The following is a 23,079-nucleotide window of genomic DNA, read 5'->3' as shown; positions in this document are numbered from 1 at the left end:
GCATTTTTCCGTATTTTTGTAAGACTAAATGAATGGAAACATGGAAACAATCGCACAATCACCCATAAAATTGACCAGCGGCGCCGTTCAGGAGCTGAACCGTATCAGGCAGGAAGATGGCTTTGATGCATCCCAATACCTCCGTATTGGTGTTAAAGGCGGCGGTTGCTCAGGATTGTCCTACGTGCTGGGATTTGATGCCAAAATGGAAGACGATGATGTTTTTGAACTGGAAGGAATTCCGGTAGTGATGAAGAAAGCACATGGCATCTATCTCCTTGGTATGGAAATAGACTTCCAGAACGGCCTGAATGCCCGTGGATTTACTTTCAGTAATCCCAATGCAAGTTCCAGCTGCGGCTGCGGTACTTCATTTGCGGTATAGCATATTTAAAAGATCTGAACCGGCTTCCAAAAGGAGCCGGTTTTTTTGTGCCTGGTAATATGATTTTACCACTTTTTTCTTGGCTCTTTCCTTGCTCTACATAAGCTCTTTCAAAGCTCTCTCATTGCTTCACCCCTCTTTGTTAAGATATCATTAAAACAACAAGGGCCGCCTCATCACTGAGCCGGCCCTTGTTATATGTAAGATAAGTAAAAGCTTATTTGCCGCTTACTAACGGAGGAGCTTTCTGTATCACTACAGCTTCTTTCTCGTTAGAGAGGGTATTCTTCTTATCGAAGTCCACCAGAACTGGTGCAGCTACGAAGATAGAAGAATAAGCACCGGTGATCACACCTATCAGCATCGCAAAGGCGAAACCGCGGGTTACTTCACCACCAAAGATGAAGAGGATCAGGATGGTCAGGAACACCGTTACAGAGGTCATGATCGTACGGCTCAAAGTATCGTTGATCGCACGGTTGATCACTGTTTTGGTATCCGCACCCTTCATCAGGCGGAAGTTCTCACGGATCCGGTCAAACACAATCACCGTATCGTTCATCGAGAACCCTATCACTGTCAGGATCGCCGCAATAAAGTGCTGATCGATCTCCAGGGAGAAAGGTACCCAGGTACGGCAGAAAGAGAATACTGCCAGTGTTACCAATACGTCGTGCAGCAGCGAGAAGATAGTACCGATAGAGTACTGCCATTTCGAGAAGCGCAACAGGATGTACAGGAATACCACGATCAGGGAGAGGATAGTGGCTTTCACCGCACCTGCTCTTAAGTCGTCAGAGATAGTAGGCAATACAGTCTGAGAACCTACAATATATTTATTGAGGAACGTTTGTTCGTCAATGTTACCTGCATAATGACCTTTCAATCCCTGGTAGAGTTTGGATTTCACCTCAGCTACAGCAGCATCGGAGTTGTCTTCTATCTTATAAGGAGTGGTGATGTTCAGTTGATCTTTACCACCGATGGTTTTCACGAAAGTTTCTGAACCATAGATCTCGCTCAGTTTCTCACGCACTTCTTCTTCATTCACCGGTTTCTCGAAGCGTACAGTGTAGCTGCGTCCACCGCTGAAATCCACACCATGGTCAAAACCATGGAAGAAGGAACCAATACCCAGCACCAGTACTACTGCAGAGATAATGTAAGTGTACTTACGCATGCCTACGAAGTTGTAGTTGGCATGTTTGAAGATCCTGCGGGAAATAGGAGTGAAGTATTCCAGGTGTCTTTTCTTATTTGTCCACCAGTCAGTGATCATACGGGATACGAGGATACCGCAGAACAGGGACAATAAGATACCGATGATCTGTGTGGTAGCAAAACCCAATACAGGGCCAAGACCGAAGTAGAACAGGATACAGGCAGTGAGCAGGGAAGTGATGTGACCATCCAGTACAGGTGCGTAAGAACGTTTGTAACCGTCTTCCACAGCCTGCTGGTAAGTTTTACCACGGCTCAGTTCATCCTTGATCCTTTCAAATATAATTACGTTCGTATCCACAGCCATACCAATAGTCAATACCAGACCGGCGATACCAGGCATCGTGAGCGTGGCGCCCAGTGAAGCAAGGATACCTACGGTGAACAGCAGGTTGAGGATCAGTGCGATGTTTGCAACCCAGCCACCAGTGTTAAAGTACACCAGCATCAGGATGAAGATCACAATGAAAGAGATGATGAAAGATTTAGCACCTGCCTCGATGGATTCCTGCCCGAGGGTAGGTCCAACCACTTGCTCCTGCACAATCTTGGCAGGGGCAGGCATTCTACCGGATACCAGGATGTTGGCAAGGTCAGTTGCTTCTTCCAGGGTAAAGCTTCCGCTGATGGAAGAGTTACCGTTTGGAATTTCTGTATTGATAGAAGGTGCAGAGTATACTACGTTATCCAGAACGATCGCAACATAGTTAAATGTACGGGCATCGTTAGGGTTGGAAGGTTTCAATGCGCGGGTAAGGTTACGCCAGTCGCGTGTACCTACGTTATCCATAGACATGGTCACTTCCACCTGGTGGTTATCCTGTCCGAAATCAGCTTTCGCTCCGGTCACCCTTTCACCGGTGATCTTGGCGATAGGATTAGCAGGATTTACTTTGATACCATATACAGGCAGTGGTTGTGAACGGTCTTCACGGTTAGTAGGACCATATACGAACACGAGGTCTTTTGGCAGAATAGCCTTCACACCAGGCGTTTCTATATATCTGCGGAAAGTAGCCGTGTCTTTAGGGAAGATGCGGCCGAGCATAGAGCTGGGCAGGATCTGACCTTGCTCATTCACTGTAGGCATGAAGATAGCGAACAGTGGGTTTTGCTTGATCTGCTCATCACGCAGTGCATCCAGTTGTTTGGCGGAGTCTGCACCCAGTTTGGCAACACCAGAATCCTTAGCCAGCAGGCTTGTAAGGCTGGCAGCTGAATCTACAGGAGCTGCAGCAGTGTTAGCGGCAGAATCCTTTACAGCAGGAGCAGCAGAATCTTTTTTAGCAGTGATACCCTGAGAGATCTTGATGGCCTCGTTCATGGGTTGCAGTACTGTTAAATAAAATTCTTCACCGCTTTTATATGTTTCACGGAATTCCAGGTTAGCGCTTGCCTGCAGGTATTTGCGTACACGTGCAGCATCATCCACACCGGCCAGTTCCACGGAAATGATACCGCGGTTCTCATCCAGGTTTATGGTGGGAGAAGCTACCCCGAACTTGTCGATCCGGTTTTGCAACACTTTATAGGTGTTCCTGATAGCTGCTTTAGATTCGCTGCGGATCACATTCAGCACCTGATCGTTGGTACTGTTGAAGGTGATCTGCTTTTGCTGTGCATTAGCGAAAATAGAAGCCAGCTTACCATTTGGTGCTTCTTGTTTATAAGCTTCGCCAAACAGGGTCACGAAATCGGACTGGCTGTTCTTTTTAAGCTCAATGGCTTTCTTAATGGCATTGTTGAATGCCGGGTCCTTGGAATGACCGGAGAGTGCGCGTACTACGTCTTCCACACTAACTTCTAACACCACATTCATACCGCCCTGTAAGTCAAGACCGAGGTTCAGTTGCTTTTCTTTCGCTGAGGTATAGGTGGTAAACCAGGGAAATCCCGCAATCTGCTTGCCACTGGCGCTGTCCAGCATTTGTTCTGTCCTTTCCTTGATCAGGTCATTCAGTGTGTCGGCATAAAGGGCTTGCGCTTCCTTGTTACCGGCATACTTTTGTTCAGCGGTAGGATATTGGTGGGCCACAAAGTCTTCGGCCTTGGTCTTTATCTTTTTCTCATAGTTCCGTACCACGAACGTGAAGGACAATTGATACAAAGAGATAAGGATCAGTGCGACAGCAAAAAATCTAACCAGTCCTTTTAGTTGCATTTTGTTTCGGATTATTAATATAAATTTTTCAAGAGTTGCAAAGATAGAATTTAAATTGATATATTAAAGCCCGGTTCAAAACTGTTAGCAATCCACTATCCGATTGGTTTTGAGCTAGATTTTGGCCTAAAAATTTCCTTCTATGATGCAACGCATTTTTACGGCAGGTGCAATATTGGTTTTTTTTACGAACTGCCAAACATCCCGGACAATTAATTCTGCCGCCATGCACAATTTAACATCAGCTTACCTGGATACCCTGCTGCAAGCCCGCAGTGCCAGGCTGGGCCCTGTTATGAACAACCCGGAGGAATACCGGCTACAGATAATTTATACGCAGATCAACCGTAAAGCCGGCAACCAGCCTGTGTTTACGGACTATTACTACCATGTTCGGCCAGACCAGTACTTCTACCCTGCCTCTACCGTTAAAATGCCCGCAGCCTTTCTGGCACTGGAAAAACTGAACCGCCTGAAAGTGGATAAATACACCCCCATGTATACAGATAGCCTGGCAGGCATCACTACGGCTGTTACGGAAGACACTTCTTCAGAGAACGCACAACCCTCTGTGGCTCATTATATTAAGAAGATATTCCTGGTGAGCGATAATGATGCTTTTAACCGGCTCTACGAGTTTATCGGGCAGGAAGAATTCAACCGGGCCCTCTGGGAAAAGGGCTATCCTGCCTCCCAGATCCGCCACCGGCTTGATATTGCCCTCCCCCAGGAAGCCAACCGCCATTCCAATGCCATCCGGTTTGAAAAGGACGGGCAGGTGCTGTACCGGCAAACAGACCAGGTCAGCAACCTTGCTTTTGCCCCCCGGCAGGATTCCGTGGGCAAGGCCCATTATAAAGGATCCACCCTGGTGAATGCCCCTTTCGACTTCTCCGTCAAGAACCGCCTGCTGCTGGCAGACCTCCATAATATGCTCAAAAGTGTAATTTTTCCGGAAAGTGTAACTTCTACGCAAGCTTTTCGTTTAACAGAGGACGACTACCGTTTTTTATACCGGTATATGTCGCAGTTGCCAACGGAAACACGCCACCCGGCTTATGATACAGCCGAATTCCATCATAACTACGTAAAATACCTGATGGGAGGCGCAAACGGAAACGTACAATTGCCCGCAGGCCTGCGGATTTTTAATAAACCGGGCTGGGCGTATGGCTTTTTGACAGACGTAGCATATTTTGTGGACTTTGACCATGGCGTGGAATTTCTCCTTTCCGCCACCATCTATGCCAATAAGGATGGCGTAATAGGAGATGATAAATATGACTTCGAAACAACGGGAAAACCATTCCTGAAAGCACTGGGTGAGATCATTTATGAGGAAGAATTAAAAAGGATCAAAAAATACAAACCAGATCTGAAGCGTTATAAAATAAACTACAATGGCATTTAACAACCGTAAAATAAATAGTAATCAACAAAAATTTGAGAGCATGGTAACAATGAAAAACCGATTCGTAGCACTGTTGGCAATGGTTGCAGTGATCACAGGCCTGTCTTCCTGTTTAAAGAATAATGTGACGCCGGAAGCACCCAGCACCGTAATTGCCTTCATCCAGGGATCGCCCGCTTTCGGTATGGACATCTTTTTCAATACCAAAAAAGCGAACACCACTCCTTTTGCATTTGGCGCCTGGGCCGCAGATAAATTTGCTCCCGGCAATATCAAGATCGATTTCACCAAAACAGGTTCAGACAGTTTGCTGACCAGTGTAACCGCCAACTTCGATACGCTGCAATATCATACTATCCTGCTCTGGGGTACTTCTCCGGTAGAATCATATAATATTAACGAAGACTTTTCCGATATCTCCCGCGATAAAGCAAACGTACGTTTCTTCAACTTCGTGGACGATGCCAACCCGGTTGATTTCTTCATCAATACCACCAAGGTTTCTTCCGGCCGCCAATACAGGGACTTCCTGGGCAATACAGACTTCCAGACTGTAGATCCTGCTACCGTAACCATTGTGGTGAAAGACCAGGCAGGTACAGAACTGGCTACTTTGCCTGACGTAACACTGTCTCCCTACAATGCTTACAGCATCTCTTTCATGGGTATAAAAGGACAAACCGGCGATAAAAAACCGGTGATCAAGATACTGCGTCAGTAGTTCCTGTTCTTACAACACAAATAATATTTAAAACGTCCCGGGCTAAACCCCGGGACGTTTCTTTTTATGCTCATCTTTTTGCAGTAGGTTTGCGGCGGTCAACCTAAAAAAAATAATTCAACATGCAATTAGCAGAAAGATTATCACGCATCTCCGTACCGCAAACCATCAGAATGGCTAAACTTAGCCGTGAACTGAAAGCACAGGGAATTGACATCGTAGATCTCAGCATCGGCGAACCGGATTTTGACACCCCTGTACATATACGCGAAGCTGCCAAAAAAGCAATTGACGAAGGATATACACACTATACGCCCGTGGCAGGTTATGCAGACCTCAAGCAGGCAGTTGCCTATAAACTGAAAAGAGATAATGGTCTTGATTACAGCCCGGAACAGATCGTTGTATCTACCGGTGCCAAACAAAGCATTGCCAACAGCGTACTCAGCCTGGTAAATCCGGGAGAGGAAGTGATCATCCCCACCCCTTACTGGGTCACTTATTCAGAACTGGTGAAACTCTGCCAGGGTGTGGTAAAATTTGTGCCCTGCCCTATTGAGCAGGATTACAAGATCACGCCGCAGCAGCTGGAAGCAGCTATTACCCCTAATACAAAGCTGTTCATGTTCTCTTCCCCCTGTAATCCTACAGGTTCTGTTTATTCAAGGAAAGAACTGGAAGGCCTGGCAGCAGTGTTCGAAAAACACCCGCAGATCTTCATCATTTCAGATGAGATCTATGAATATATCAATTATGTAGGTGAGCATGTAAGCATTGCCAGCTTTGGCAGCTTAAAAGAACGCACCATCATCATCAACGGCCTCAGTAAAGGATTTGCCATGACCGGCTGGCGCCTTGGCTACCTGGCAGCACCACTGGAAATTGCCAAAGCTGCAGACATGGTGCAAAGCCAGTTCACTTCCGCCACCAGCTCCATCACCCAACGTGCTGCTATCACTGCATTACGCGGAGAGCTGGACACTGCAAAAGAAATGGTAGCTGCCTTCCGCGAACGCAGGGCTTTTATCTTTAAAGCACTCAGGGATATCCCCGGGCTGGTTGTAAATGAGCCGGATGGCGCATTTTACATGTTCCCCAACGTGAGCAGTTTCTTCGGCAGATCTTATGAAGGCGAGCAGATCAATAATGCAGACGATCTGTGTATGTACCTCCTGCACAAAGCCAATGTAACAGTGGTATCGGGCCGCGCATTTGAGCAGCCGGAATGTATACGTATTTCTTACGCTACAGGTATGGACCGGATACAGGAAGGAATGAAACGGATGAAAGAGTGGCTGGGTAAGCTGAAATAATTTATGCAGGCCATGCAGGCGGGAAGTATGTTCACTCAGCCCTGCTGAAATAACTTATGCAAGGCCAGCACCTGCGGGATCACCATCTGTTGCTCATCATTATACACCACATGATCGGATAACTTCATTTTAATGCGGTCATCGATCTGCTTATGTATTCTGGCCAGCACCTCATTGCGGCTCACGCCGTCCCTTTTCATCACACGCAGGATGCGCAGGGATTCTGGTGCATAAACGCCAATCACTTTATCTACATGATGGAAAGATTCTGATTCAAACATCAGCGCCGCCTCTTTGATCACGTAAGGAGATTTCTGTTTACGTGCCCAGGCCTCAGAGTCCCGGATCGTGGCGGGGTGCACAATGGAATTGAGTTTTTCCAGTTGTGACTTATCATTGAACACAATATTGGCAATGTATTTCCGGTTAAGGCTGCCATCCGGCAGATAAGATTCCACACCAAAATGTGCCTTGATCTCCTCAATGAGCTGCAGATCTTTTACCATGATCTCCTTTGCAGCATCATCCGCCGAGTAAACGGGTATGCCGAGTAATGAGAAGATCCTGGCCACTGTACTTTTTCCTGATCCTATTCCGCCGGTAATGCCAATGATTTGCATAGTAGGGCCAAAATAAATAAAAAAAGGGAAAGAAGTTTACTTCTCTCCCTTTAAATGCCTTAAGGACAATTTACTTTGTTTCAGCAGCTTTATTCACTGCAGTAGTATATTCCATACTTACAGCGGAGCGTTCAACCGTCAGGAAAGTACCCGGGCTAACTTCTATCTGCAGTGTATTGGTTTCGCTGTTGATCTTTTTCACTTTGCCGTGAATACCTGCGATGGTAACAATTTTATCACCTTCTTTCAGGTTGTCGATGAATTGCTTTTGCAATTTGGCTTTCTTGGTCTGAGGGCGGATCATGAACAACCACATTACCAGGATCATACCACCAAAGAAGAGCAGAGAGCCCATTCCGCCAAAGCCACCGCTAGAACCACCAGCTGGTGGCGTCATTAAGAAAACATTTAATAAGTTGTACATCGTATGTTGTTTGTTGATTTGAAGCTGTTAAAGGTACTATTTCTTCTTTACGATCATGCATTGAATCCTTGGCCCGTTCATCATGGGAGGATTGGTATTGGCCTGGATATAGAGCTCCTTTTCCGTATGCCCTTCCGGCCTTCCCTTACTGTCGAACTTCACCTTCATGTACCCGCTTTCCCCTGGTTTAATGGGTTCTTTGGGCCATTCCGGCACGGTGCAGCCGCAACTGGCTTCCGCACTGTTGATCAGCAGGTCTTTTTCCCCGGTGTTGGTGAATTTGAATGAGTATTCCACCACTTCTCCTTCTGTTACATTCCCAAAATCGTGGACTTGCTTTTCAAAGGTAATTACGGGGTAATGGCCACCCGCAGTAGCAGTATCCAATACATGGCTCTTTTCTGACTTTGTGCCCTGGTTGTTACAGGCCGTAACGGCCAGCATGGCAGCAAAAAGAGTAAATAAAAGCGCTTTCATCCTTTATTTTTTATTACGGTCAGTTTTCTGGATCAGATTTTCCTGTACCAGGTCTTTCAGTATATTATCCAGTATTCCGTTCACAAACTGGCCGCTTTGCGGTGTGCTGTAAGCTTTAGCCAGGTCTATGTACTCGTTGATGGTTACTTTGGTAGGGATGGTGGGGAAGTAGAGGAATTCGCAGACTCCCATTTCCATCAGGAGCATATCCACGGCGGCAATACGTTCCGGGTCCCAGTTCTGTAATTTAGGTTTGATCAGCTCCAGCGTATATGCCTTCTTATCCAGTACGGTCAGCAGCAACTCCTTGGCATATTCCAGTTTTTCGCGGCTGATCAGTTGCAGGAAATTGAATAACTGTGGTTTGGAGAAGAAGTTCCCGACCAGGATGGTCATCATTTCTTCGTCATCGCCCCAGTGAATAAAGCTGTCTTCCATATGCTGGCGGAAGGCTTCACTCTTTTCGAGGATCTCTTTATAGATATACTCGATGATCTGTTTCTCCTTCACTTTATCCCTGCCGGGCTCTGCGATATAGGCTTTGTAGATGTCTGACTCCACCAGCTGGTTGTACAGCTTGCGGATCAGTTCCTGGTCCTCCAGCCTGCGCAGCTTCCAGCCGTCCAGGTTCACCTGGAACCCTTTATCTCCCAGTACCTGGAAAACAAAGTCATTCCCCGCTATTTTAGTGTTCACGGCCAGATCCTCTGCGCTGGGCAGGTGTTTGGAAGCCCTGGCCTGAGCATCCGTTTCCGCGTATTGTGCTATACGGGCCACGGAAAACAGCAAATACGTGAATATCTGGCTGGTCTGATCTAACTTTTCATTCAGCAAACTTGTTGCAGTGCCCGGTTTTACGGTTCCCTGCTCCATGGTGTCCATGGCATACAATGTTTGCATAACTTTTACCCGGATGTTTCTTCTACTGATCATACGTACGCTTAGGAAAATGGCCGCAAAGCTACTGTTTTACAGGGACTTTTTAAAATATTGTTCCGGGGAGCCGGCAGCCGCTTTCCGGGAAACAGGCTTGGGCACTGCCATCCGCCTTCCGGCTGACAGGTAAAAATGAAAAAATGGCATATCTTGACAGTCCCCCGGGAATATGTATCTTCGCATCCTGAAAATTTGACCCGAATACGCGGTTGGCATAATCTTCGTGCGGGTAGGTTCCACTAATTTTTCAACTCATCTCTTTAAAAATAGAATAACAATGGCTAAAAAATTAACTATTAAACCTCTGGCAGACAGGGTGATTGTAAAACCCGCAGCAGCAGAAGAAAAAACCTCTGGTGGCATCATCATCCCCGATACCGCTAAAGAAAAACCTCAGCGTGGAACTGTAGTAGCAGCTGGTCCCGGTAAAAAAGATGAGCCTGTTACTGTTAAAGTTGGCGATACTGTCCTCTACGGTAAATATTCCGGCCAGGAAATTCCATTTGAAGGAGAAGAATACCTGATCATGCGTGAATCTGATATTCTGGCTATTATCTAAGCCTTAATCTCATTACCATTTTTCCACAAAAACAACGTCCAAGAAAACAAATACTCATATGGCAAAGCAAATATTCTTTAATACAGACGCCCGCAACAAAATGAAGAAGGGCGTAGATACCCTGGCAGATGCGGTGAAGGTGACCCTCGGTCCTAAAGGCCGTAACGTGGTGATCGAAAAGAAATTCGGTGCACCCGGCGTTACTAAAGACGGTGTAACTGTAGCAAAAGAAATCGAACTGGAAGATCCTATCGAGAACATGGGTGCTCAGATGGTGAAAGAAGTAGCTTCCAAAACTGCTGACCTCGCCGGTGACGGTACAACCACTGCAACTGTTCTGGCTCAGGCTATCATCGGCGAAGGGCTGAAGAACGTAGCAGCAGGCGCTAACCCAATGGATCTGAAACGCGGTATCGACAAAGCTGTAAAAGCGATCGTTGAAAACCTGAAGAAACAATCAGAAAAAGTTGGTAACGACAATAAAAAGATCGAACAGGTAGCTTCCATCTCCGCTAATAACGATGCTGAGATCGGTAAACTGATCGCTCAGGCTATGAACAAAGTAACCAAAGACGGCGTTATCACCGTTGAAGAAGCGAAAGGCACTGAAACTACTGTAGAAGTAGTAGAAGGTATGCAATTCGATCGTGGTTACCTCTCCCCTTACTTCATCACTAACAGTGAGAAGATGCAGGCTGAACTGCAAAATCCTTACATCCTGATCTACGATAAGAAGATCAGCACCATGAAGGACATCCTCCACATCCTGGAAAAAGTAGCACAACAAGGCGCTCCCCTCGTGATCATCTCTGAAGATCTGGAAGGTGAAGCACTGGCTACCCTGGTAGTAAACAAACTGCGCGGTACCCTGAAAGTAGCTGCTGTGAAAGCTCCTGGCTTTGGCGACAGAAGGAAGGAAATGCTGCAGGATATCGCTACCCTCACTGCAGGTATCGTTATCAGCGAAGAACAAGGTTACAAACTGGAAAATGCAGACCTCACTTACCTGGGCCGCGCGGAATCCGTAACTATCGATAAAGACAACACAACCGTAGTAGGTGGTAAAGGCAAAAAAGCTGATATCCAGGCACGTATCGGTCAGATCAGGTCTCAGATCGAAGCAACTACTTCTGATTACGACCGTGAGAAACTGCAGGAGCGCCTCGCTAAACTGAGCGGTGGTGTGGCTGTACTGTACGTAGGTGCTGCTACTGAAGTGGAAATGAAAGAGAAGAAAGACCGTGTGGACGATGCTTTACACGCTACCCGCGCTGCCGTTGAAGAAGGTATCGTTGCTGGTGGTGGTGTTGCTTTCATCCGCGCTATCGAATCTCTCGAAAAACTGAAAGGTACTAACGAAGACGAACAAACCGGTATCCAGATCGTTCGCCGCGCTATTGAAGAGCCGCTGCGCCAGATCACTGCTAACGCAGGTATCGAAGGTTCTATCATCGTTCAGAAAGTAAAAGAAGGTAAAGGTGACTTTGGCTTCAATGCCCGTACAGAAGTATTTGAAAAATTACTGGCTGCCGGTGTAATTGACCCAACCAAAGTAACCCGCATCGCACTGGAAAACGCTGCATCCATCGCTGGTATGCTGCTGACCACTGAATGTGTGATCGCTGACAAACCAGAACCTAAGTCTGCTGCTCCGGCTCATAGCCATGGTGGTGGAATGGGTATGGACTACTAAGATTGTTCAGATCAACAACATACATCCCGCCCTGGTCTTTCCCGGGCGGGATTTTTTTATAATGTAACTTTCTGTCTGTTTAGCCCGTTTAACTATTGTATTTTTGACAAATATTTGGAGAACAGGCATGATAAATAAACAATCCTTTCACTTACACCTCCTGCTGGCCTGCTGCCTGGCCGTGCTGCTTGGTTCCTGTGCTAAAAGTCAGGACCTGTCTGCAGATGCAGTCTTTATGGACCTTCAGAAGGAAACGGAATTCATCCAGTTCCGCCTTAAGGTAAAGAACCAGGATTCCGGTGTTTTATACCACCCCAGCGGTATGGGTTACAAGATCATAGCACCGGGGAATGGCAGAGATACCATCAAAGCCGGCAGCATTCCATCTATTGTATATACCAGGTCACTCTTTGGGTATGATAAAGTAATTGAATCTTCCCAGAACCTCCCCACCTCATTCGATAACCGCCCTTTAAAGGATCACATTATCGGATGGCAGATAGGGCTCACACTCATCACCAAAGGAGGCAGGATCATTCTGTATATTCCTTCCTCACTTGCTTTTGGGCGAGTGGGCGTTCCACCCAATATCCCCCCTAATGCCATCCTTGAATGTGATATCACCCTGGTGGACTTTAAATAACCTGTAACTTATCATTTTAAATAGACGTATGAAGAGACACTATTTTTGGCTCCTGAGCCTGTTAGCGATCACTGCTTTTGCGGCATGTAACAAAAAAGATAACGATCCGCCATTTGACCCTGTTAAACAGGCAGCAACTGATGAAAAGCTGATCACCGACTTCATTGCCAACAATAATATCACCGGCACTGTAAAGGACGACACCACCGCTTTGCATTACAAGATCCTGGAACGCGGCACCACTCCCGGCGATACCATTGAGCTGAACGAAAGAATGAACATTACCTACGAAGGAAAATTACTGAACGGCACCACATTTGACTCCGGCACTAAAACCACATTGAACGATTACCGTTTACGGGAACTGATAGAAGGTTGGAAGATAGGGCTGCGGAAGATCTCCAAAGGAGACAAGATCCAGTTATTTGTACCTTCTGCCATGGGCTACAAGAACTTCCCTACCGGAAGCATTCCTGCTAATTCCGTACTGGTCTTTACCGTAACATTGCACGACTTCTACTTTTAAAGGAGAATTATCATCATACTATCATAAATAGATCCCGCCCCGCAACGGCGGGATTTATTTTTTCTACCTTAACTTTGAATACTAAACCTGATAGTTTTGCCACACGAGTGCATATCCGTATTTGATATTTTTAAGATCGGCGTAGGACCTTCCAGCTCACACACCTTAGGCCCATGGCGTGCAGCCATGCGCTTCATCGATGATCTGCAAGCCGCAGGCAAACTGCCACAGGTAAAACACCTGGCCGTGTTACTCTATGGCTCACTGGCCAAAACAGGCCATGGGCACGGAACAGATATCGCCGTGCAGTTAGGGCTTTGCGGAGATGACCCCGTTACTTTTGACGTGAACCAGATCGAATCTAAAATAGATGGCATCCGCCGCCACCGCAAACTACAACTGGCAGGCAGGTACGAAATAGACTTTGATCCCCTGAACGATATTGAATTTCTCTACGATGAATCCCTTCCCTTCCACCCTAATGCACTCACTTTCCTTGTAACATTGGAGAACGGAGATCAGACAGCAGCTACCTTTTATTCCATAGGTGGCGGTTTTGTGGTAAAAGAAGGAGAAGAAAAAGGAGCCGGTAACGGAGGCGTGGAATTGCCCTTCCCTATTGATACAGCCCGTCAGCTGCTGCAATTCTGCATCAAAACAGGTTTCTCCATTTCAGAAATAGTGATGGAAAACGAACAGGCATGGCGCAGCGAAGCGGAAACAAAAGCAGGTGTACTCAAAATATGGCAGGTAATGCAGGAATGTACTTACCGGGGCTGCCATACCACCGGAGAATTACCCGGAGGTCTGAAAGTGGGCAGAAGGGCTGCCGCACTGAATAAGAAATTACTGCAGGGCAGAACGTATACAGACTATAACTCCTGGATAGAGGCCATCCGCGCTGGCGGCAATCATTTCTCCTATACGCTGGACTGGGTAAGCTGTTTTGCCCTGGCCGTGAACGAAGAAAATGCTTCCTTTGGCAGAGTGGTTACCGCTCCCACCAATGGCGCGGCAGGAGTGATCCCCGCTGTATTACAATACTACATTGCTTTCTGTGATGGATTACATCCTGAAAAGATCATCCAGTTCATGCTCACCGCTTCTGAAGTAGGCAGCATCTTTAAAAAGCGCGCTACCATTTCAGCAGCCATGGGAGGCTGCCAGGCAGAAATAGGCGTATCTTCTGCCATGGCTGCCGCAGCCCTCACAGAATGTTTGGGTGGTTCTCAAAGGCAGGTACTGATGGCCGCTGAAATAGCCATGGAACACCATCTTGGCCTTACCTGCGACCCAATTGGCGGCCTGGTACAGATCCCCTGTATTGAAAGGAACACCATGGGCGCCATCAAAGCCATCACGGCTTCCCAGCTGGCCCTGCAAAGCAACCCTGAACTGGCCAAAGTATCCCTGGATGCAGTGGTCAAAACCATGTGGGATACCGCGCTGGACATGAATTCCAAGTACAAAGAAACCTCCGATGGCGGCCTGGCCGTTAATATCCCGCTCAGTTTACCGGAGTGCTGACATAGCCAATAAATCATTGTATAATAGCGTTTCGTACCTGACGGAACGCTATTTTAATTAATAGTTACAAATAATAAATAACTATTATATTTGTAACTATAAAATCTATTCATTTATGCCTACTACCCAGGAATTGCTGTTTATATTTATCATTGCCGGCGCCGTGGTATTGGTGATCTGGACGCTGAAGGACCTGAAAAAGCCCGGAAAGTCAGACAGCAAACCCAAGTCATCCAGCCCCTCCTCCAATGACCAGCAGTCTGTAATACTGCCTTTACAATTACAGGCATATGAAAGGATCGTATTGTTCGTGGAGCGCATTTCCCCCCAAAGCCTGATCAGCCGCATCAATCAGCCTGGTTTTTCCGTGCTGGACATGCAGATAGGGATGGTATCAAGCATTAAGTCTGAATATGATCACAATGTATCCCAGCAGATCTATGTAACGGCAGCAGCCTGGGAAGCGGTTAAAACGGTAAAAGAACAGACTATTTCCATCATTAACCAGGTGGCACTGAAACTGCCGCCGGATGCAAATGCCATTGAGCTGAACAAACAGTTGCTGGAGTTGTTCATGGCACAGAAAGAATCTCCTGCGGAGATTGCAGCGGAGATCATCAATGCGGAAGCTAAAAAGTTAATGCAATAATAAAAGGGGCTCAAAAGGCCCCTTATAAATTCTTCTCCCTGATCACCTCATTGAGCAGGTATCCTTTTCCGTTAAAGTGAATATAAAGCGGTGTGGAAGCATACCAGGCCCTTTGTTGTTTTGCATGTACCTGGATGTGCAGGTGTGGCTCCGTACTGAATCCTGAATTTCCTACCCTTCCCAGCGGTTGCCCCGTAACCACTGTATCTCCTTCTTCCACAAACACACCATCTTTTTTCAGATGCCCCATAAACACATAAAAGGAATCTGTTTCTATCAGCACCATATTCGTATTCCTTGGCCCTCTTTGCATATTGGGCGGAATGTTATCCGGATTGCCGCCATAGGCACGGATCACTTTTCCTGAACAGGGGCTGTAGATGGTATCTCCGTAAATAGCATAGTCCTCCAGATTTTTTGAAAAGATGTAATTACCCCGTGTGCCATTCTTGTTGAGTTTAATAATATCCATGGCATAGATGGCGCCACGCAAACTAAAATGGAAGATATTGGTCGGTAATCCCTTTCCGCCCTGTAAAACAAAGTAACGCCCCTTTTTAAGCGGAAAGTCGAGCTCAACCGTTTGCGGTGTGCCTGTTGTGCCGGTAAAGTATAAAATGCTGGCAGTGCCCAGTAGTATGGTGAAAACGGCTTTATACCACACAGCGCCTGCGCGGAACTTTACCTCCCGTTTCCATAAGAACAGCAGGGCCAGTACCAGGTAAGTGATCCCAAAAGCAAACTTGCAATAAATGCTCAGGAATACCCAGGTACCGAAGAGGTAAATGAACAACGCCATGGAAACAGACAGTGCCGCTGTAAAAACAGCGTCCTTTAAAGGTTGCCGGGTAGCCCTGTAAAAAAGGAAAATACTCAGCATTGCCAATCCTACGGTAAAAGCCAATAACGAATAAGTGATCATAGCCAGAGCAACAAATTTTATCGCAATTTATCGTTTTTAAAGTAACATTGTAAATATGGAAAAGAAGATCAGTACCGATTCAGGCATAGTTATTCAGCCACTCTATACCAATCCCGTACCGATGGAGGAAATGCCCGGCAGTTTTCCTTTTACAAGAGGCATCCACGCTTCCATGTACCGGGATAAACTCTGGACCATGCGGCAATATGCTGGCTTCAGCACTGCGGAAGAATCCAATAAACGTTACCATTACCTGCTCAGCCAGGGTGTAATGGGCCTTAGCGTAGCTTTTGACCTGCCTACCCAGATAGGATATGATTCTGACCATGCCATGGCAGAAGGAGAAGTAGGAAAGGTAGGCGTGGCCATTGATTCCATTGAAGATATGGAAATACTGTTCTCCGGGATAGACCTGGAAAAAGTATCCACCTCCATGACCATCAACGCTACAGGTTATATCCTGCTTGCCTTTTATATCGCACTCGCCAAAAAACAGGGGGCCGATCTGAAACAGATCTCCGGTACTATTCAGAATGATATATTGAAGGAATATGCTGCACGCGGCACCTTCATTTATCCGCCGCAGCCATCTATGCGGCTGATCACAGACATCTTTGATTATTGCAGCCGCGAAGTACCTAAATGGAATACCATTTCCATCAGCGGTTACCACATCCGGGAAGCAGGTGCCAATGCTGTACAGGAACTGGCTTTCACCTTATCCAACGGAAAAGCCTACCTGAAAGCCGCATTGGAAAAAGGGCTGAACATCAACGTGTTTGCAAAACGTTTGAGTTTCTTTTTCAATGCCCATAATCATCTCTTTGAAGAAGTGGCAAAATTCCGTGCCGCAAGGAATATGTGGGCACATATCACAAAAGAACTGGGCGCCACTGATCCTAAAGCACAGATGCTCCGTTTCCACACACAAACAGGTGGCAGTACTTTAACAGCGCAGCAACCACATAATAATATCGTAAGGGTAGCTGTACAAACCCTTGCTGCCACATTAGGCGGCACACAATCCCTCCATACCAACGGATACGATGAAGCCATTTCTTTACCTACAGAAGCTGCTGCCCGCATTGCATTGCGTACGCAACAGATCATAGGATATGAAAGTGGCATTGCTGATACGGTTGACCCGCTTGCCGGTTCTTTTTATGTGGAAAGCCTTACCAAAGAAGTGGAAACAAAAGCATGGCAGCTCATAGAAAAGATCGATGCAATGGGCGGTTCCGTAAGTGCCATTGAACAGGGATTTATCCAGGATGAAATTGCCCGCAGCGCTTATCAATACCAGAAAGAAATTGAGAATGGTGAAAAGGTGATCGTAGGAGTAAATAAATTTGTAGTGCAGGAAGAACCGGATGGAGATGTATTCCGTGTTGATGACAGCATCCGCAAGGTGCAGTCAGAAAAACTGGCTTCCCTGCGCGCCCGGAGAGATAACGAAAAAGCGCATGCCCTTCTCGCAGCGCTGGAAGCACGCGCGCTCACTACAGAAAACCTGATGCCACTGGTGGTGGAAGCCGTGGAAAATTTCTGTACCCTGGGAGAAATTGCAGATTCTCTGCGTAAAGTATGGGGAGAGTACAGGGGGATATAATTTGATTATCTTGCAGCAGCTTTAGCTTAACCATTACCATGAGTCTAATTCATTACCAACAGTGTCCTATTTGCGGATCGGAAAAGATCAGCAACAAAATAACAGCCAGGGACTATACCGTATCTAAGAAAAGTTTCGAGATCTGGGAATGTGCCGTATGCACAGGCCGCTTCACCCAGGACGTTCCTGATATCCACAACATTGGTCAATACTACCAGTCATCTGAATATATTTCCCATTCTGAAACGCGCGAAGGCTTGATCAACCGCCTCTATCATAGTGTACGTAAGATCACCATGCGCTCCAAACAGAACTGGGTAAAATCCGCATCCGGCGTAAAGCAGGGCAGCCTGCTGGATATCGGCAGCGGTACCGGCGCTTTCCTCCATTATATGAAACAGCTGGGCTGGGAAGTAACAGGACTGGAACCGGATGCAGGCGCCAGGAAAAATGCAAAAGAGATCTACAATGTGGAATCCGGCTCCGTGGAAGAACTCTTCACCTTAGCACCTGCCCAGTTTGATTGCATTACCATGTGGCATGTACTGGAACATGTACACAACCTGCATGGTTATATTGAACAGATCCGTAAACTCCTAAAACCAGGCGGTGCTTTACTCATCGCCGTACCTAACTATAAATCTACCGATGCCCGCATCTATGGGCAGGATTGGGCTGCATATGATGTACCCAGGCACCTTTATCACTTCTCTCCGCAGTCCATGGATATGTTGTTACACGAGCATAAGATCCGCATTGATCAAAAACATCCGATGGTGTTTGATGCTTTTTATGTGAGCCTGCTGAGTGAAAAAAATAAACATGGCGGGAGTGGTATGATCAAAGGAGGATGGAACGGATTACGTTCTTACTGGAAAGCCTGGAGGCACGTGGAAAAGTGCAGTTCTATTGTGTATGAATGTAAAGCGGAAGAAGAAAAATAAAATTATTAAAACAGGCCGGTAATAAGTTCTATTACCGGCCTTGTGATTTTAATGCAAAGCAGGATAATCTTCTTTATCTCTCAGGCTGATCTCATCCGCCGTGGGAAAATTCGCCGGTACCGGATAACTTACTTTACCTGTAGCCAGCCATTCCGTTACCCGGATCATGGTTGTCTGAAAACCAATGCAGCGATAACTCAGGGGATAGGTCTCCCCTTTCCAGAGATGGCCCATGCTTGAACTGTATACATGCCCCTTTCCATATTTCACGATCCATTCAACCGGCCACATTTTATGTGTTGCAGAACTATCGTAAGCAAAGGATAACACCGTCAGGTTTTCAGCAGGTCCGCGGGGATAGTTATACACTTCCGTAGAAGCCGTTTTCCACTGAGCAGGATAACCTTTATTGACCGGATGCAGGTTCAGGATCTGCACAACTGCGTTGAACCTGCTGCCATGCCCCGTTCCCTCTCCTGCTCCGGGAGGTATCCGTACAATATGTTTATTACTGTCAACCTGGATAGCATAACCTGTAGTTCTGGAACGCCAGCCGATACCGATCATCTTATTGTATTCTTCCCAATGCGGGAAGGCATTATTACCTGAATGTAATACATATAGGGAACCGCCTTTCCGCACATAGTCTTCCAGCTCCTGCTCTACTTTCCGTGGCCAGCGTATGGCCAGGTTGAAAATATTGTTCGTATTCTGGATCACCACGGCATATTGCTTAAAGGCAGGTGGCTGCCATGTGCTATCATCCGGAGGGATCGTAAAAATAGCTACTTTAAAGCGCCCGCTTTCCTCCAGTATCCGTTTTGTGAGCTCGCTGGTTTGCTTCCAGTCGTGATTACTAAACCCATCTATGATCAGCACAGGGATAGGTTCCTTCTTTTGGAAGGAAAACATTACAAAGAAAATACAGGCCAGGTATTGCATGCTTAAGAGGCTTTTTTCAAGGGTACACTTCCCTTCTTCGGATGCACCAGTTTCAATTCTTCAATAAGATGTTTAGCACCTGCAAATTTATCCACGATGAATAATACATACCGGATATCCACCATAATGTTCCGGCAGATGGTGGCATCATAGTTAATATCGCTCATGGTACCTTCCCAGGTACGATCGAAATTAAGACCGATGAGATTGCCATATGCATCCAATGCAGGACTGCCGGAATTACCGCCGGTAGTATGATTGGAGGCAATAAAACATACCGGCATTTTACCGTTTGCTCCGTATTGCCCGTAATCTTTCTTTGCGTATAAGTCCCGCAGTTTTTCCGGTACATCAAATTCATAATCACCGGGTTTGTATTTCTCCATCACGCCATCCAGTGTGGTGGCAATATCATAGGTCACAGCATCGCGGGGATCATATCCGTTCACTTTTCCGTAAGTGATACGGAGTGTGCTATTGGCATCCGGGTAAAAACGTTTGTCTTTCAGCACCTCCATCTGTGCCTGCATGTATTGGCGTTGCAAACGGTTTATTTCAGGCTGCAGGGCATCATAAGGTTTGTTGATGAAATCGATATATCCATTCCTTAAACCTATCAGCAGGCGGGTAGCAGGATCTTTCCACACCTCTTCGGAAACATTCTTGAAAGGTTTATTCAGGAAGGTTTCCAGCTTATTATAAGCGGTTAAGGCGGATTGATCATATATTTTGTTGGCCGTGGTCCTCCCGTCTTTGTTTGTTTCCATCCATATCTGGTAGGCTTCTCCTCCTATTTTATTGGAAGGCACTTCCTTGAAATAGATATCCAGCAATGCTACCGCCACTTCACGGTCCACATTATTATTATAGTTCTGGTATTGCGGTTTTACTTTATCCAGGAATTGCTGCCGGAGTTGTGCATAGTTCTCTTCGCCTTTCAGCCTGGTTTCCTGTAACAGGGAGATCACGCCATTGGCGAAACCCAGCAGCTCAGTACTACGCAACAGTTCCGTGTAGTAATCACGTGCGATAGTAGCAGGTGCTCCTTCTTTATAGAGATTATTGAGGGAATCCAGCAATCCGCCATAGGTTGCGCGGAAAGCAGGATTGGCCTGCACCAGTTGCTGAAAGCGGGCTTCCTGTTGCAGTTTACGTTGAATGCCACCAGTCTGGCGTACACCCTGCATCTCTCCTATCCATTTTTTCCAGGCATTGGCTGTGCTGGCATATTTTGCGGCGTATTGAATTTTGATCTGTTCATCCTTCCGCATAAAACCATCTATCACTTTCAATGCTGCATCGCGCATTTGTACGCGTGCAGGGTCCTGACCTTCCACCGTGAGCTTCATGGCTTCTGAGGGCAGGTATTCATTTGTACGGCCGGGGAAACCAAATACCATGGTGAAATCGTTGGAAGCAATACCGTCCAGCGAAATAGGCAGGAAGTGTTTGGGTTTCAGGGGTACATTATCTTTTGCATATGCTGCGGGCAGATTGTCTTTACCGGCATAGATCCTGAAGATCGAGAAATCTCCTGTATGGCGTGGCCACACCCAGTTATCCGTATCCGCGCCGAACTTACCGATGGAAGAAGGCGGTGCACCTACCAGGCGTACATCTTTATAGGTTTCTGTTACAAAAAGGAAATATTGGTTGCCATCAAAGAAAGGTTTGATCACCAGGTCCTGGTAACTTTCCTTTTTTGCATTTGTGCGGATGGTGTTGAGGTTTTTGTCTATCGCAGATTGTCTTTCCCTTTCGCTCAGTTTTCCGGTTACGCCCTGCAAAGCCTGCTGCGTAATATCTTCTATCCTTACAATAAAAGTAGCGGTTAACCCGGGATTAGGCAGTTCTTCCTGTTTATTACGTGCCCAGAAACCATTGTCCAGGTAATTATTCTGCAGGGTAGTATGTTTTTGGATGGCATCATAACCACAGTGGTGGTTAGTTAAAAGGAGGCCCTGGGAAGAAATGATCTCACCGGTACAAAAACCACCGAAACTTACGATGGCATCTTTCAGGCTGCCTTTGTTCAGGCTGTATATATCAGCTGCGCTGATCTTCATGCCCATTCCCTTCATCTCCTTTTCATTCAGCCTGTTAAGCAGTTGGGGTAACCACATACCTTCCGTGGCATGTGCAGAAAGATGTGTAAAGAACAATACCGGTAACAACAGGTACTTCCCTATAAGTTGCCTCATATGATTGTGTTTGGTGAATCAAAGCGGCAATTTAGGGAAAAAAGAGGATGTAAGGCCCAACACCTTACATCCCTTTCTTTCATTAATAGAGGTAATTCAGCGCCACCTTGTCGTTTGTGTTGAAGGTACGGTTGCCGCCATTGGAGCAGGCCAGCATCCAGGAGCCTGCATCAGGGCCGGTTGGTGTTCCGGGAATGTGTACAGCCCCAATGCTGCCGGCACCTTCATTACCGGCACCACTGCTGCCGCAGCTATAAGCGCGGTTCATGTAGTCTGTATGGCGGAAGCCGATACAATGCCCCAGTTCATGCTGGATCACCGAACCAACATAATCCACATTTGGATTAGCGCCATAAGCCTGCGGGTGCGTGTTCATGCTAATACTGTTGTAGGGGTTTCCTCCACTGGTGGGAAAACCTGCGTACCCCAGTGTAATAAATCCTCCACTGGGACCTTCATAAAATCCCCTGATAGTAATGTTAGCGCTGCCGCTGGTAACGCGTTGGAAAGTGAGGGATAATCCCAATGCATTGTAACGCGAAATAGCCAGATCAGTACCCTGGATAAAGGCATTACCCAGGTTCACTACTTTAATTTTGATCACGCGGGGCAGATTCCTCACCAGGTTATTGGTGCGGTACTGTTCAACTTCTGCAATGCGCAGGTTAGGTGTGGACGTTTCAGCAGCGAGGGTTTCCGCATCCAGGAAGATGTCTCCTTCAATAAGATAACCGCCGTTGTAATTGCGTACATTCTCTGTACTGAAACCTCTTGATTTGATAAGGTCCTGCACCTGCTGGGGAATTTCAGATGGTGGGGGTTCTGCTTTGGTGGCTTCTTTCTGACAAGAAGAAATAACGATACCTGTCATCATGAACAGGCATAACAGGATAGATCTTGTTTGCTTTTTCATAGCACTCAGATTTTGGGTTTTGGTTTGTGAATAAAAAATGCTCATGCCGTGCTGTAGGTAAGCACAGAAAAAAAAGATTTACCAGATGGCAAAAAAAAAATAACTGGCGCTGATTAAGCGTCTACGGGTTAATGCATATGTTTAGATTTTGAATTCTGTTTGCCCTTGACGATGTTTAGATATGCTGCTCTCTGTCTGATGATTTTGGAAACGGTCTTTCTATTTTCAATAATACTATTTTTTTTACTGATAAAAAAAATTTGATAGCTTTAGTTCATGTAT

At 46.5% G+C, this 23,079-nt stretch carries 21 protein-coding genes; 12 read left to right on the top strand and 9 right to left on the bottom strand.

The features are described 5' to 3' along the window. Window positions 1-40: 40 nt before the first annotated feature. Window positions 41-385 (top strand): HesB/IscA family protein, encoded by a 345-nt coding sequence (locus tag AAHN97_RS04885; protein ID WP_343306437.1) that lies wholly within the window; start codon window positions 41-43, stop codon window positions 383-385. Between the two features lie 217 nt (window positions 386-602). Here the strand turns inward: AAHN97_RS04885 and secDF are convergent, their stop codons facing one another. Then, window positions 603-3,767 (bottom strand): protein translocase subunit SecDF, encoded by a 3,165-nt coding sequence (gene secDF / locus AAHN97_RS04880; protein ID WP_343306436.1) that lies wholly within the window; start codon window positions 3,765-3,767, stop codon window positions 603-605. Window positions 3,768-3,993: 226 nt separating this feature from the next. On the opposite strand from secDF, the gene AAHN97_RS04875 reads away from it, so the two are divergent. The 3 genes from AAHN97_RS04875 (at window position 3,994) to AAHN97_RS04865 (ending at window position 7,212) form a co-directional block, all read left to right on the top strand. After that, window positions 3,994-5,178 carry a serine hydrolase gene (locus tag AAHN97_RS04875; RefSeq protein ID WP_343306435.1) on the top strand — a complete coding sequence of 395 codons (1,185 nt, stop codon included), beginning with the start codon at window positions 3,994-3,996 and terminating at the stop codon, window positions 5,176-5,178. Window positions 5,179-5,227: 49 nt separating this feature from the next. After that, a complete protein-coding gene (locus tag AAHN97_RS04870; RefSeq protein WP_343306434.1) occupies window positions 5,228-5,899 on the top strand; it encodes a DUF4397 domain-containing protein in 672 nt (223 codons plus the stop codon). A 122-nt stretch (window positions 5,900-6,021) separates the two neighbouring features. Beyond that, window positions 6,022-7,212: a pyridoxal phosphate-dependent aminotransferase gene (locus tag AAHN97_RS04865; RefSeq protein ID WP_343306433.1), complete on the top strand. Its 1,191-nt coding sequence runs from the start codon at window positions 6,022-6,024 to the stop codon at window positions 7,210-7,212. A 35-nt stretch (window positions 7,213-7,247) separates the two neighbouring features. Here AAHN97_RS04865 and coaE read toward each other — a convergent pair whose 3' ends face one another. The 4 genes from coaE to nusB form a co-directional block, all read right to left on the bottom strand. Next, window positions 7,248-7,832, bottom strand: a complete 585-nt coding sequence (gene coaE / locus AAHN97_RS04860) for a dephospho-CoA kinase (protein WP_343306432.1) — start codon at window positions 7,830-7,832, stop codon at window positions 7,248-7,250. A gap of 70 nt (window positions 7,833-7,902) precedes the next feature. Further along, window positions 7,903-8,256 carry a preprotein translocase subunit YajC gene (gene yajC, locus AAHN97_RS04855; protein WP_343306431.1) on the bottom strand — a complete coding sequence of 118 codons (354 nt, stop codon included), beginning with the start codon at window positions 8,254-8,256 and terminating at the stop codon, window positions 7,903-7,905. A 36-nt stretch (window positions 8,257-8,292) separates the two neighbouring features. Next, window positions 8,293-8,733, bottom strand: coding sequence for a DUF1573 domain-containing protein (locus AAHN97_RS04850; protein WP_343306430.1), 441 nt, complete (start codon window positions 8,731-8,733; stop codon window positions 8,293-8,295). Between the two features lie 3 nt (window positions 8,734-8,736). After that, window positions 8,737-9,666 carry a transcription antitermination factor NusB gene (gene nusB / locus AAHN97_RS04845; RefSeq protein ID WP_343306429.1) on the bottom strand — a complete coding sequence of 310 codons (930 nt, stop codon included), beginning with the start codon at window positions 9,664-9,666 and terminating at the stop codon, window positions 8,737-8,739. Between the two features lie 280 nt (window positions 9,667-9,946). On the opposite strand from nusB, the gene AAHN97_RS04840 reads away from it, so the two are divergent. The 6 genes from AAHN97_RS04840 to AAHN97_RS04815 all read left to right on the top strand — a co-directional run bounded on the left by AAHN97_RS04840 (window position 9,947) and on the right by AAHN97_RS04815 (window position 15,266). Beyond that, window positions 9,947-10,228: a co-chaperone GroES gene (locus AAHN97_RS04840; RefSeq protein ID WP_153659605.1), complete on the top strand. Its 282-nt coding sequence runs from the start codon at window positions 9,947-9,949 to the stop codon at window positions 10,226-10,228. A gap of 58 nt (window positions 10,229-10,286) precedes the next feature. Further along, entirely contained in the window at window positions 10,287-11,921 is a 1,635-nt protein-coding gene (gene groL / locus AAHN97_RS04835; protein WP_343306428.1) for a chaperonin GroEL, read from the top strand. A 127-nt stretch (window positions 11,922-12,048) separates the two neighbouring features. Next, window positions 12,049-12,564 carry an FKBP-type peptidyl-prolyl cis-trans isomerase gene (locus AAHN97_RS04830; protein ID WP_343306427.1) on the top strand — a complete coding sequence of 172 codons (516 nt, stop codon included), beginning with the start codon at window positions 12,049-12,051 and terminating at the stop codon, window positions 12,562-12,564. Window positions 12,565-12,592: 28 nt separating this feature from the next. Further along, window positions 12,593-13,090 (top strand): FKBP-type peptidyl-prolyl cis-trans isomerase, encoded by a 498-nt coding sequence (locus AAHN97_RS04825; RefSeq protein WP_343306426.1) that lies wholly within the window; start codon window positions 12,593-12,595, stop codon window positions 13,088-13,090. A gap of 96 nt (window positions 13,091-13,186) precedes the next feature. Further along, a complete protein-coding gene (locus AAHN97_RS04820; RefSeq protein ID WP_343306425.1) occupies window positions 13,187-14,617 on the top strand; it encodes an L-serine ammonia-lyase in 1,431 nt (476 codons plus the stop codon). A 115-nt stretch (window positions 14,618-14,732) separates the two neighbouring features. Continuing rightward, a complete protein-coding gene (locus AAHN97_RS04815; protein WP_343306424.1) occupies window positions 14,733-15,266 on the top strand; it encodes a hypothetical protein in 534 nt (177 codons plus the stop codon). A gap of 22 nt (window positions 15,267-15,288) precedes the next feature. Here AAHN97_RS04815 and AAHN97_RS04810 read toward each other — a convergent pair whose 3' ends face one another. Beyond that, window positions 15,289-16,188 (bottom strand): M23 family metallopeptidase, encoded by a 900-nt coding sequence (locus AAHN97_RS04810; protein WP_343306423.1) that lies wholly within the window; start codon window positions 16,186-16,188, stop codon window positions 15,289-15,291. Window positions 16,189-16,243: 55 nt separating this feature from the next. Here AAHN97_RS04810 and AAHN97_RS04805 point away from each other — a divergent pair, with 55 nt between their 5' ends. Together AAHN97_RS04805 and AAHN97_RS04800 are read left to right on the top strand one after the other, a co-directional pair. Beyond that, window positions 16,244-17,797: an acyl-CoA mutase large subunit family protein gene (locus AAHN97_RS04805; protein WP_343306422.1), complete on the top strand. Its 1,554-nt coding sequence runs from the start codon at window positions 16,244-16,246 to the stop codon at window positions 17,795-17,797. A gap of 38 nt (window positions 17,798-17,835) precedes the next feature. Continuing rightward, a complete protein-coding gene (locus AAHN97_RS04800) occupies window positions 17,836-18,741 on the top strand; it encodes a class I SAM-dependent methyltransferase (RefSeq protein WP_343306421.1) in 906 nt (301 codons plus the stop codon). A 48-nt stretch (window positions 18,742-18,789) separates the two neighbouring features. On the opposite strand, the gene AAHN97_RS04795 is transcribed toward AAHN97_RS04800, so the two are convergent. The 3 genes from AAHN97_RS04795 to AAHN97_RS04785 all read right to left on the bottom strand — a co-directional run bounded on the left by AAHN97_RS04795 (window position 18,790) and on the right by AAHN97_RS04785 (window position 22,797). After that, a complete protein-coding gene (locus AAHN97_RS04795) occupies window positions 18,790-19,683 on the bottom strand; it encodes a ThuA domain-containing protein (protein ID WP_343306420.1) in 894 nt (297 codons plus the stop codon). Window positions 19,684-19,685: 2 nt separating this feature from the next. Then, window positions 19,686-21,884, bottom strand: a complete 2,199-nt coding sequence (locus tag AAHN97_RS04790) for a S46 family peptidase (protein WP_343306419.1) — start codon at window positions 21,882-21,884, stop codon at window positions 19,686-19,688. Window positions 21,885-21,966: 82 nt separating this feature from the next. After that, complete coding sequence (locus tag AAHN97_RS04785; RefSeq protein WP_343306418.1) at window positions 21,967-22,797, bottom strand: M57 family metalloprotease; 831 nt, start codon at window positions 22,795-22,797, stop codon at window positions 21,967-21,969. Window positions 22,798-23,079: the final 282 nt, after the last annotated feature.

It is taken from the genome of Chitinophaga niabensis (assembly GCF_039545795.1).
In the GTDB taxonomy this organism is placed as follows: domain Bacteria; phylum Bacteroidota; class Bacteroidia; order Chitinophagales; family Chitinophagaceae; genus Chitinophaga; species Chitinophaga niabensis_B.
This window is presented reverse-complemented; position numbering and strand designations above follow the sequence as displayed.

Coding starts and splice junctions, on each gene's coding strand:
- AAHN97_RS04885 (WP_343306437.1), top strand. CDS start 41: ATGGAAACAATCGCACAATCACCCATAAAATTGACCAGCGGCGCCGTT.
- secDF (WP_343306436.1), bottom strand. CDS start 3,767: ATGCAACTAAAAGGACTGGTTAGATTTTTTGCTGTCGCACTGATCCTT.
- AAHN97_RS04875 (WP_343306435.1), top strand. CDS start 3,994: ATGCACAATTTAACATCAGCTTACCTGGATACCCTGCTGCAAGCCCGC.
- AAHN97_RS04870 (WP_343306434.1), top strand. CDS start 5,228: ATGAAAAACCGATTCGTAGCACTGTTGGCAATGGTTGCAGTGATCACA.
- AAHN97_RS04865 (WP_343306433.1), top strand. CDS start 6,022: ATGCAATTAGCAGAAAGATTATCACGCATCTCCGTACCGCAAACCATC.
- coaE (WP_343306432.1), bottom strand. CDS start 7,832: ATGCAAATCATTGGCATTACCGGCGGAATAGGATCAGGAAAAAGTACA.
- yajC (WP_343306431.1), bottom strand. CDS start 8,256: ATGTACAACTTATTAAATGTTTTCTTAATGACGCCACCAGCTGGTGGT.
- AAHN97_RS04850 (WP_343306430.1), bottom strand. CDS start 8,733: ATGAAAGCGCTTTTATTTACTCTTTTTGCTGCCATGCTGGCCGTTACG.
- nusB (WP_343306429.1), bottom strand. CDS start 9,666: ATGATCAGTAGAAGAAACATCCGGGTAAAAGTTATGCAAACATTGTAT.
- AAHN97_RS04840 (WP_153659605.1), top strand. CDS start 9,947: ATGGCTAAAAAATTAACTATTAAACCTCTGGCAGACAGGGTGATTGTA.
- groL (WP_343306428.1), top strand. CDS start 10,287: ATGGCAAAGCAAATATTCTTTAATACAGACGCCCGCAACAAAATGAAG.
- AAHN97_RS04830 (WP_343306427.1), top strand. CDS start 12,049: ATGATAAATAAACAATCCTTTCACTTACACCTCCTGCTGGCCTGCTGC.
- AAHN97_RS04825 (WP_343306426.1), top strand. CDS start 12,593: ATGAAGAGACACTATTTTTGGCTCCTGAGCCTGTTAGCGATCACTGCT.
- AAHN97_RS04815 (WP_343306424.1), top strand. CDS start 14,733: ATGCCTACTACCCAGGAATTGCTGTTTATATTTATCATTGCCGGCGCC.
- AAHN97_RS04810 (WP_343306423.1), bottom strand. CDS start 16,188: ATGATCACTTATTCGTTATTGGCTTTTACCGTAGGATTGGCAATGCTG.
- AAHN97_RS04805 (WP_343306422.1), top strand. CDS start 16,244: ATGGAAAAGAAGATCAGTACCGATTCAGGCATAGTTATTCAGCCACTC.
- AAHN97_RS04800 (WP_343306421.1), top strand. CDS start 17,836: ATGAGTCTAATTCATTACCAACAGTGTCCTATTTGCGGATCGGAAAAG.
- AAHN97_RS04795 (WP_343306420.1), bottom strand. CDS start 19,683: ATGCAATACCTGGCCTGTATTTTCTTTGTAATGTTTTCCTTCCAAAAG.
- AAHN97_RS04790 (WP_343306419.1), bottom strand. CDS start 21,884: ATGAGGCAACTTATAGGGAAGTACCTGTTGTTACCGGTATTGTTCTTT.
- AAHN97_RS04785 (WP_343306418.1), bottom strand. CDS start 22,797: ATGAAAAAGCAAACAAGATCTATCCTGTTATGCCTGTTCATGATGACA.